We start from the raw sequence: 7746 nt of genomic DNA, 5'->3' as shown, positions 1-7746 counted from the left end.
GCTGCATTTCCTACCTCACCATCGAACACAAGGGGCCGGTTCCAGCCGAATTCCGGCCGGCGCTGGGCAACCGCATCTATGGCTGCGACGATTGCCTGAACGCCTGCCCCTGGAACAGCCACGCGCAATTCCCGGCAGACCCCGCCTTCCATCCGCGCGCGGAACTGGCGGCCCCCCACCTCGCAGACCTGCTGGCGCTGGACGATACCGGCTTCCGCACCATCTTCGCAGGCTCCCCCATCAAGCGCATCGGCCGCAACCGCTTCGTCCGCAACTGCCTCTATGCGGCCGGCAACAGCGGCCTGGCGGGCCTGCTGCCCGCCGTCCGCGCCCTGCGCGGAGACGAGGATGAGGTCGTCGCAGAGGCGGCCCGCTGGGCAGAGGCCCGCCTGTCAGGCGAGGTCTGAGGCGATCGCGCGGTTCAGCCGCTCTTCCTTGGGGCCCTTCTCGTTGCCCAGCGATTGCAGCATCAGCACCACTCCGATCTGCCGCACCGGATCGACATGGGCGAGCGTGCTTGCCGCGCCGCCCCAGCCCCACACGCCCACCGGATAGCGATCCGGGTGGCGCGCCGTCGTTTCCACCTGCACGGATCGCCCGCCCGCGCCAAAGCCCTGTTCCCAGCCAAAGCTCGTGCCCGGGTCCATCAGGTTCGACATGGCAAGCCGCACGGCGCCGGGCGGCATCACCATCCGGCCTTCGAACATCCCCCCGTTCAGCAGCATCTGCAGGAAGCGCGCGAAATCGCTTGCGGATGAAACCAGGCCCGCTCCGCCCGCCAGCATCACCGGCCGGCTGGCCCATTCGCTCTTCTGCGGCCCGTCGATCAGCTGCGGCTTTTCCAGCAGCTTCCAGCCCGGCCCCCGCCAGCTGTACAGCCCCGCCAGCCGCTGCTGCTGCGCGGCATCCACCCAGAATCCGGTGTCGCGCATCCCCAGCGGATCGAACAACTGGTCGGCGAACACCCGATCCAGCGACCGGCCCGTCAGCCGTTCCAGCAGCGCGCCGGCGACATCGAGGCTGATGGAATAATGCCATTTCGTGCCCGGATCGAACAGCAGCGGCAGCGTCGCCAGCCGCTCCATATAGGTGCGAAGGTCGGGCGCGGGCGGCTCCCCGGCCCCGATCAGCGCCCCGCCGGACATCGGCTGAAGGCCCTGCCGCCGATATTCCTTTTCCAGCGGGCCATCGCCATTGATGGTATAGCCGAAGCCGGCGGTGTGGGTCAGCAGGTGCCGCACCAGCACCGGCGATTTCGCCGGCCGGCTTTCCAGCCCCTTCGCCGGATCCACCAGCACCGTCTGCCGGCGGAATTCCGGCATGATGTCCGCGATCGGCGTGTCGATGCCGATCCGGCCAGCCGCCACCTGCTGCATCACGGCGATTCCCGTCACCTGCTTGGTCATGGAAAAGATGCGCCACAGCGACCGCGTCGGAGAGACCGCCGCGCCGCCACCGAATTCCGTCGTCCCGGATGTCAGCCATTGCGGTTCGAACCGGCCCGGCCGCACCACGCCCAGCACGGCGCCCGGCACCAGCCCTTCCGCCACATATGCGTCAATCAGCGCCTGCAATGCCGGATAGGCCGGGGCACGTCCCGCCGCCCTTGCCAGCGCGGGGACCGCGGCCGTGGTGGCGACTGCCGCGCCCAGCCCTGCCAGCAATGCGCGCCTGTCCAGCGTCAGGCCCGCGCGATCCCCTCTGTCGGCTCCCTGCCCCATTCCCCCAGCTTCCCTTCCAGCTCCGCGATCAGTGGCTGCACCGAACCCAGCCGCTGCTTTTCCGCCGCCAGGATCGCGGCGAACAGCAAGCGCTTCCAACGCAGCCCGTCAAGTGACGCTTCGGGGACAGCGCTGGCCACGATATCCACCAGCCGCTCGGCCGCGTGCAGACGGCCCCACAGATAGTCATTCTCCCGATAGGCCCGGCTGAAGAAGGCGGCGAAGGCATTCAGCTGCCAGCCCTTCAGGCAGGCCTTCGCGCCGCCCGGCCGCAGCAGCGTGGCGTCATCGGGCGAGATGCGGTCCACCTTCAGCTCCTCGAAGCTGTCGGCTGCTTCTTCCTGCATCATCGGCAGGATGGCGATGTCATAGAACGGAAATCCCAGCCAGGCCCGGATCAGCTTGCGCCGGCTTTCCTTTCCGAACCCCGGATCGTTCACCGCCGCCACCAGCACCCGGTCCGCGTCCGCGTCCAGCGCCCGCAGGCCCAGCGTGTCCGCCAGCGTGTCGATTGCCCGGCCGCCCGCCGCCGCCCGCTCCGCGCCCGTCGCCGTCAGCAGGTCGCGCGCGGCCGTCGCCAGCGTCGGGATGTCGGGCGGGTCGGCCGGTGCGCGCCGGGCCACGAACGGCGCCGTCACCACATAGAGCGCGGCCTTCAGCGCCTCCGCGCTCGCCCGTTCCTCGGCATTGGTGCTGGCGGCGATTTCCGCCGAAAGCCGCCGCACGAAAAACCGCAGGCGTCGCACCCGGAACCCGATGTCCAGCTGCTTCAACAGCCCGACATAGCCGCTGCCGTCCGGATTCCGCCCGGTCGCTTCGTCATGGTCGAAGGCGCCCCGCGCCGCCGCCGCTTCGTCCAGCGCGGCGCGCAGGCGCGCGGCGTCTGCCGGCCCCAGCTCGGCCGCGCGCGACAGCAGCGTCCCGGCCTCGTCCAGCACGGTCCGCACCTTCAGCTGGGCATAGGCCGCAAAGGCAAACCCCGCCTCCTTCGCCGCGACGGACTGGATGCGCGATCGCGCCCGCGACAGCCGCTCGGACGAGATCGCCAGCAGGAAGAAGCGTGCGCCCACCGCCCGCAGGATCGCCTCGTCCACGGCCGGCGTCATCGCGTCGGTCACCGCCTTCAGCCGGCGGATCCGGGCCGACATGCTGTTGATCTGGTCCAGGCTGTCGCGGATGGGCTGCTCGCGCGGGATGTCGGCCATCGCCCGGAACATGGTGGTGAAGAATCCGGGTTCCCGCCGGGCGAAGGCGTCTGCGGCATCCCCGATGCCCGGCTTCGGATCGATATAGACAAAGCGCCGGTCCACCTCGCGGTGGGCAGGCCGCATGCGCAGCGCCGCGATCGCAGGCCCGAACGGCGCATTGTTGAGGACGCTGCCGTCGATCAGCGCCACCTCCTCGGGGGGCCGGTCGCTCCACAGCTGCGCCTCGACAAAGGCCGGCCGGCCAGGCCAGGGCTCGCCCCGCGCCGTCATGCGGCGGTCGATCTCCGTGATGGTCGCGGGCGGAAAGGCGCCGGGAAAGCTGGAAGTCGCCCGTGCCGCCAGCAGCAGTTCGGGCCGCGCGGCCACGGGGCCGCGCGGCGCCAGCTGCGCCTCCCGCGTGGCGCCATGCCTGCGCGTGACGGCGGGCGAGGTGAAGCTGAACAGACGCCGATGCTCCCGCTCGGTCACGGTGTGTGGCGAATGGATCGCCAGCTCCGCCTGCACGCCCCAATAATCCGTCACCGTCACATACAGGTCCAGCGGCAGGGTCGGCGGGATCAGCGGGCGCGTGGCGGGTCCGGCCGCCATCGCGTCCATCGCCTTGTCCAGCATCGTCGTCAGCACGTCGCCGGAAAAGGGCGGCTTGAACCAGCGGCTCCGCACGAAGCGCGCCAGCTTCAGGGCCACTTCCGCCCGCACCTCCGGCACATCGACAGAGGCAAGGCTGGCCGATCTGCGCGCCGCGAACCAGGCGACCGGCTCCTTGTAGAAGGCGCCCGCCCGCTGGAACAGGCTGCCGCCGGAACGCGCCTCCGGGTCCAGCAGCCGGTCCACATCGGCCTCGTCCAGCCACATGTCGGTCAGCGGCTCCAGCGTCTGCCCCAGTGCGATCGCGTTCGACAGCAGCACCGCGTTGATCCCGCCGGCCGAAGCCCCGGCCAGGATATCCACGATCACCGCGAGATCGGCATGCGGCCGAAACGCATCCAGCAGCTCGGCCCACACCGGCTCGCTGTCACCTTGCTGCGGCTGGTGCTGCTTGCGCGCCTCGCTCGCCCGCAGCAGCTTCCACAACTCCTTCGTCACGCCATGCATGTAGATGGCCAGGCTCACCCCGCCATAGCAGACCAGCGCGAGACGAAGCTCCTTCTCGCGGATCATGCGGCGCCCTGCCTGCCGTCAGAAATCGGCCAGGACCTGGTCGGGCGGGCGATGCCCATCCGCGAACACGCGGATATTGGTGATCACCTTCTCGCCCATCGCCTGCCGCCCCTCGAACGTGGCGGAGCCCAGGTGCGGCAGCAGCACGACATTCGGCAGCTTCAGCAGCTTGGGCGACACGGCGGGCTCATGCTCGAACACGTCCAGCCCGGCGCCCGCGATCCCGCCGGTCGACAGCGCCGCAACCAGCGCCTCCTCGTCCACCAGCGCGCCGCGCGCGGCGTTGATCAGATAGGCGTGCGGCTGCATCAGGCGCAAACGATCGGCGTTGATCAGATGGTGGGTCTCGGTGGTTTCGGGGCAGTTGAGGCTCACGATGTCCACCCGCTCCAGCATGGCGTCCACCGTCGGCCACCAGGTCGCCTCCAGCGCCTCTTCCACCACCTTCGGCAGCCGGTGCCGGTTGTGATAGTGGATGGAAAGCCCGAAGGCCCGCGCCCGTGCGGCGACGGCCTGCCCGATCCGGCCCATTCCCACGATCCCCAGCCGCTTGCCGGAAATCCGGTGCCCCAGCATCGCCGTCGGCGACCATCCCGCCCATTTCCCCGCCCGCACCAGCTTCTCGCCTTCGGAAAGGCGACGCGGCACGGAAAGGATCAGCGCCATCACCAGGTCGGCGGTGTCGTCCGTCAGCACGCCGGGCGTGTTGGTGACGGTGATTCCCTTCGCGCGCGCCGCCGACAGGTCGATATGATCCACGCCGGTCCCGAAATTGGCGATCAGCTTCAGCCGCTCGCCCGCAACGCCGATCAGCTCGGCGTCGATGTCGTCCGTCACCGTCGGCACGAACACGTCGGCATCCGCCATCAGCGCCGCCAGCCCCTCGCGCGACAGCGGCGCATCGGCGAAGTTCAGCTCCACGTCGAACAGTTCCGCCATGCGCGTTTCCACCGCCTGCGGAAGCCGCCGGGACACCGTAACGCGAAGCTTGCGATCATATTTGTGGAAGCGCGAAGTCATGTCGCCATGCATGGCCCGGCCTGCGGACTCTTGCAAGGCTGCCCGGCGCTTGGCAGGGGAGGTTCATGCGCGCCGCCCTGCCGATCCTTCTTCTCCTCCTCGCCGCCCCGTCGTCCGCGCAGGAGGCGCCCGCCCCGGCTGCCGATGAAGCGGCCACGCCCACCAACAAGGACGCACTGAAATACCGGTCCGGCCTTCCGGTGCCCCGTTTCGCCTCGCTGCGGGCGGGCCGCGCCTACATGCGCGCCGGGCCGGGCAAGGAATATCCCGTCACCTGGGTGTTCGTGCGCCCCGGCACGCCGCTGGAAGTCGTCAGCGAATGGAATGTCTGGCGCAAGGTGAAGGATGCCGACGGCACCGAAGGCTGGATGGACCGCGCCATGCTCCACACCGATCGCACCATCCAGATCACGAAGCAGACGCGCGAACTGAGGGCGCGGCCCGATCTGTCGTCGCCCATCGTGCTGCGTGCCGAACCGGGCGTCGTCATGCGCGTCACCATGTGCGCCGACCGCTGGTGCCGGGTCGAAGGCCAGGGGCGGTCGGGCTATCTGCTTCGGGAACATGGCTTCGGCGTGTACCCCGGCGAACAGATCGGCTGAGGCCGCCGGCGCATGACGGGTCTGATGCTGCTCGCCTGGCTGCTGCCGCCGCTCACCGTCCTGCTTCTGCTCCTGCTGGGGGGGGTGATCCTTGCCCAGCGGCGGCTGATCCGTCGGCTGACGGAAGAGGCCCGGCAGGATCCGCTTACCGGCCTTCCCAACCGCCGCGGCCTCGCGCTCGCCTGGGATGCGCTGGATCGGCCGCGCGCCCTGATCCTTGTCGATCTCGTCGGGTTCAAGGCCGTGAACGACACGCACGGCCATATCGTGGGGGACCGGCTGCTGAAGCAGGTCGCCGAACGGCTGGCGGGCGCCGTTCCCGAACCCGGCCTACTCGCCCGCTGGGGCGGCGATGAATTCGCCGCCGCCGTGCCGGCCGCGCAGGCGGAACAGGTGCGCGCTGCCATCGCAGAGGCGGGCGAGCGCCCCCATGTGCTGCTGACAGGCGTTCACCCCGTCCTCACCACCATCGGCGCCCGCACCGGCCTGGGCGACGGACGGGATGATCTGGATGCCGCCGTCGAAGCCGCGGCAGACAGCCTGCACACCGCCCGCGCCACGCAGGACGCCCCCGCCTAGACGAGCGCGCCCAGCACCTCGCGCAGGACCGGCCCGCAAAGATCCTCCGCGATCAGCCCCGGCCCCAGCCGCCCGCCTGCCTCGCCATGAAGCCAGCAGGCGGCCGCCGCCGCCTCGAAGCCGCCCATCCCCTGCGCCAGCAGCCCCGCCGCCAGCCCGGCCAGCACATCGCCTGACCCAGCCGTCGCCAGCCAGGCCGGCGCATTGCCGTTGATCGCGGCCCGGCCATCGGGCGCGGCGATCACGCCGTCCGCCCCCTTCAGGATCACCACCGCCCCGCTCTGCGCGGCGGCAGCCCGCGCCCGCTCCAGCTTGCTGCCGGTCAGCGCCGGGAACAGCCGCGCAAACTCGCCCTCATGCGGGGTCAGCACCACCGGCCGTTCCTGCCGCCGCACCAGGCGCGCCAGATGATCCGCCTCTCCGGCAAAGGCCGTCAGCGCGTCGGCATCAATCACCAGCGGCTTGCCGGATTGCAGCGCCGCGCCCGCCACGCAGCGCGCGTCTGCCCCCGCACCCGGCCCCGCGCACAAGGCCTTCACCTTTGGCCCCGCCGCAAGCCGCCCGAAGGCCTGCGCGTCACCTTCGGCCAGCATCACCGCCGTCACCTGCGCGGCCTGCACCCGCAGCGCCGCCTGATCCCCCACCAGCGTCACCGCGCCCGCACCCGCTCGCAGCGCCGCCTGCGCCGCCAGCCGCGACGCACCTGTCCGGAACTCCGGGCCTGACCAGACGAGGACGCCCCCGCGCGCATATTTGTGGGTGTCGGGCGCGGGAACCGGTAGCCGCCACAGGCCGGGCGCGTTCAGGAACAGCATCGCGTCGTGCGGCGCGGGCAGGCCGATATCCGCCACCTGAAGCCGCCCGCACTGCGTCCGTCCCGGCAACAGCAGATGCCCGGGCTTCGGCGTGTGGAAGGTCAGCGTTTCCGTCGCCCGGATCGCAACGCCCGGCACGCCGCCGCTGTCCGCATTCACGCCAGAGGGGATATCGACCGACAGGATCGGCACGCCCGACGCATTGGCCAGCTGCGCCAGCCGGGCGGGATCGCCCTCCAGCGGGCGCGACAGGCCGATTCCGAACAGGGCATCGATGATCAGATCGAAACCCGCCGGGTCCGACAGACCCGTGCGGCCCTTCCACCCGGCCCGGGCGCGCGCGGCATCGCCACCCGGCGGCGGCGTCGTGGTCGCCGTCACCTGCACGTCGTACCCGGCGTCCAGCAGCAACTGCGCCGCCACATGGCCGTCGCCGCCATTGTTGCCCGGCCCCGCCAGCACCAGCACCCGCCCGCCCGGACGCAGCCGCGCCGCGGCCAGCCGAGCCACTTCGGCCGCGGCGCGCTGCATCAGGGCAAAGCTGTCCCCACCAGAGGCGCACCAGGCCGCTTCCGCCGCCCGCATCTCGTTCGCGGTCAGGATCGGGCTCGGCTGCACCGCCGACAGGCCGCCATCTACG

General features: G+C 70.9%; 7 protein-coding genes. 3 read left to right on the top strand and 4 right to left on the bottom strand.

All coding sequences use genetic code 11. The features are described from left to right. Positions 1–407 (top strand): epoxyqueuosine reductase (locus ACE3O8_RS11970; RefSeq protein ID WP_374390037.1); only part of this gene is annotated, 407 nt, incomplete at its 5' end. Here the strand turns inward: ACE3O8_RS11970 and ACE3O8_RS11965 are convergent. From ACE3O8_RS11965 to ACE3O8_RS11955, 3 genes are read right to left on the bottom strand one after another with little or no spacing between them, the layout of a single operon-like run. Continuing rightward, the gene (locus tag ACE3O8_RS11965) at positions 393–1721 is read right to left on the bottom strand and encodes a serine hydrolase domain-containing protein (protein ID WP_374390035.1); all 1329 of its coding nucleotides are present in this window, start codon (positions 1719–1721) and stop codon (positions 393–395) included. The two genes, ACE3O8_RS11970 and ACE3O8_RS11965, sit on opposite strands and share 15 nt — an antisense overlap. After that, positions 1682–4090 (bottom strand): patatin-like protein, encoded by a 2409-nt coding sequence (locus tag ACE3O8_RS11960; RefSeq protein WP_374390033.1) that lies wholly within the window; start codon positions 4088–4090, stop codon positions 1682–1684. Before ACE3O8_RS11960 ends, ACE3O8_RS11965 begins: the two co-directional genes overlap by 40 nt. A gap of 18 nt (positions 4091–4108) precedes the next feature. Further along, positions 4109–5110: a 2-hydroxyacid dehydrogenase gene (locus ACE3O8_RS11955; protein WP_374390031.1), complete on the bottom strand. Its 1002-nt coding sequence runs from the start codon at positions 5108–5110 to the stop codon at positions 4109–4111. Positions 5111–5175: 65 nt separating this feature from the next. On the opposite strand from ACE3O8_RS11955, the gene ACE3O8_RS11950 reads away from it, so the two are divergent. Both ACE3O8_RS11950 and ACE3O8_RS11945 read left to right on the top strand, forming a co-directional pair. After that, positions 5176–5712 carry an SH3 domain-containing protein gene (locus ACE3O8_RS11950; RefSeq protein WP_374390029.1) on the top strand — a complete coding sequence of 179 codons (537 nt, stop codon included), beginning with the start codon at positions 5176–5178 and terminating at the stop codon, positions 5710–5712. A 12-nt stretch (positions 5713–5724) separates the two neighbouring features. Beyond that, positions 5725–6291 (top strand): GGDEF domain-containing protein, encoded by a 567-nt coding sequence (locus ACE3O8_RS11945; protein WP_374390027.1) that lies wholly within the window; start codon positions 5725–5727, stop codon positions 6289–6291. Here ACE3O8_RS11945 and ACE3O8_RS11940 read toward each other — a convergent pair. Next, positions 6288–7746: NAD(P)H-hydrate dehydratase (locus ACE3O8_RS11940; RefSeq protein WP_374390025.1), on the bottom strand; the 1459-nt coding region annotated here is incomplete at its 5' end. The genes ACE3O8_RS11945 and ACE3O8_RS11940 overlap by 4 nt on opposite strands.

It is taken from the genome of Sandaracinobacter sp. (genome assembly GCF_041909755.1).
Lineage (GTDB): Bacteria > Pseudomonadota > Alphaproteobacteria > Sphingomonadales > Sphingomonadaceae > Sandaracinobacteroides.
Note: the sequence above shows the minus strand (reverse complement) of the source record. Positions and strands in the feature narration are given on the sequence as shown.

What these genes read in the sequence shown, in the direction of transcription:
- ACE3O8_RS11965 (WP_374390035.1), bottom strand. Translation starts at nt 1,721, where the DNA reads ATGGGGCAGGGAGCCGACAGAGGGGATCGCGCGGGCCTGACGCTGGAC.
- ACE3O8_RS11960 (WP_374390033.1), bottom strand. Translation starts at nt 4,090, where the DNA reads ATGATCCGCGAGAAGGAGCTTCGTCTCGCGCTGGTCTGCTATGGCGGG.
- ACE3O8_RS11955 (WP_374390031.1), bottom strand. Translation starts at nt 5,110, where the DNA reads ATGACTTCGCGCTTCCACAAATATGATCGCAAGCTTCGCGTTACGGTG.
- ACE3O8_RS11950 (WP_374390029.1), top strand. Translation starts at nt 5,176, where the DNA reads ATGCGCGCCGCCCTGCCGATCCTTCTTCTCCTCCTCGCCGCCCCGTCG.
- ACE3O8_RS11945 (WP_374390027.1), top strand. Translation starts at nt 5,725, where the DNA reads ATGACGGGTCTGATGCTGCTCGCCTGGCTGCTGCCGCCGCTCACCGTC.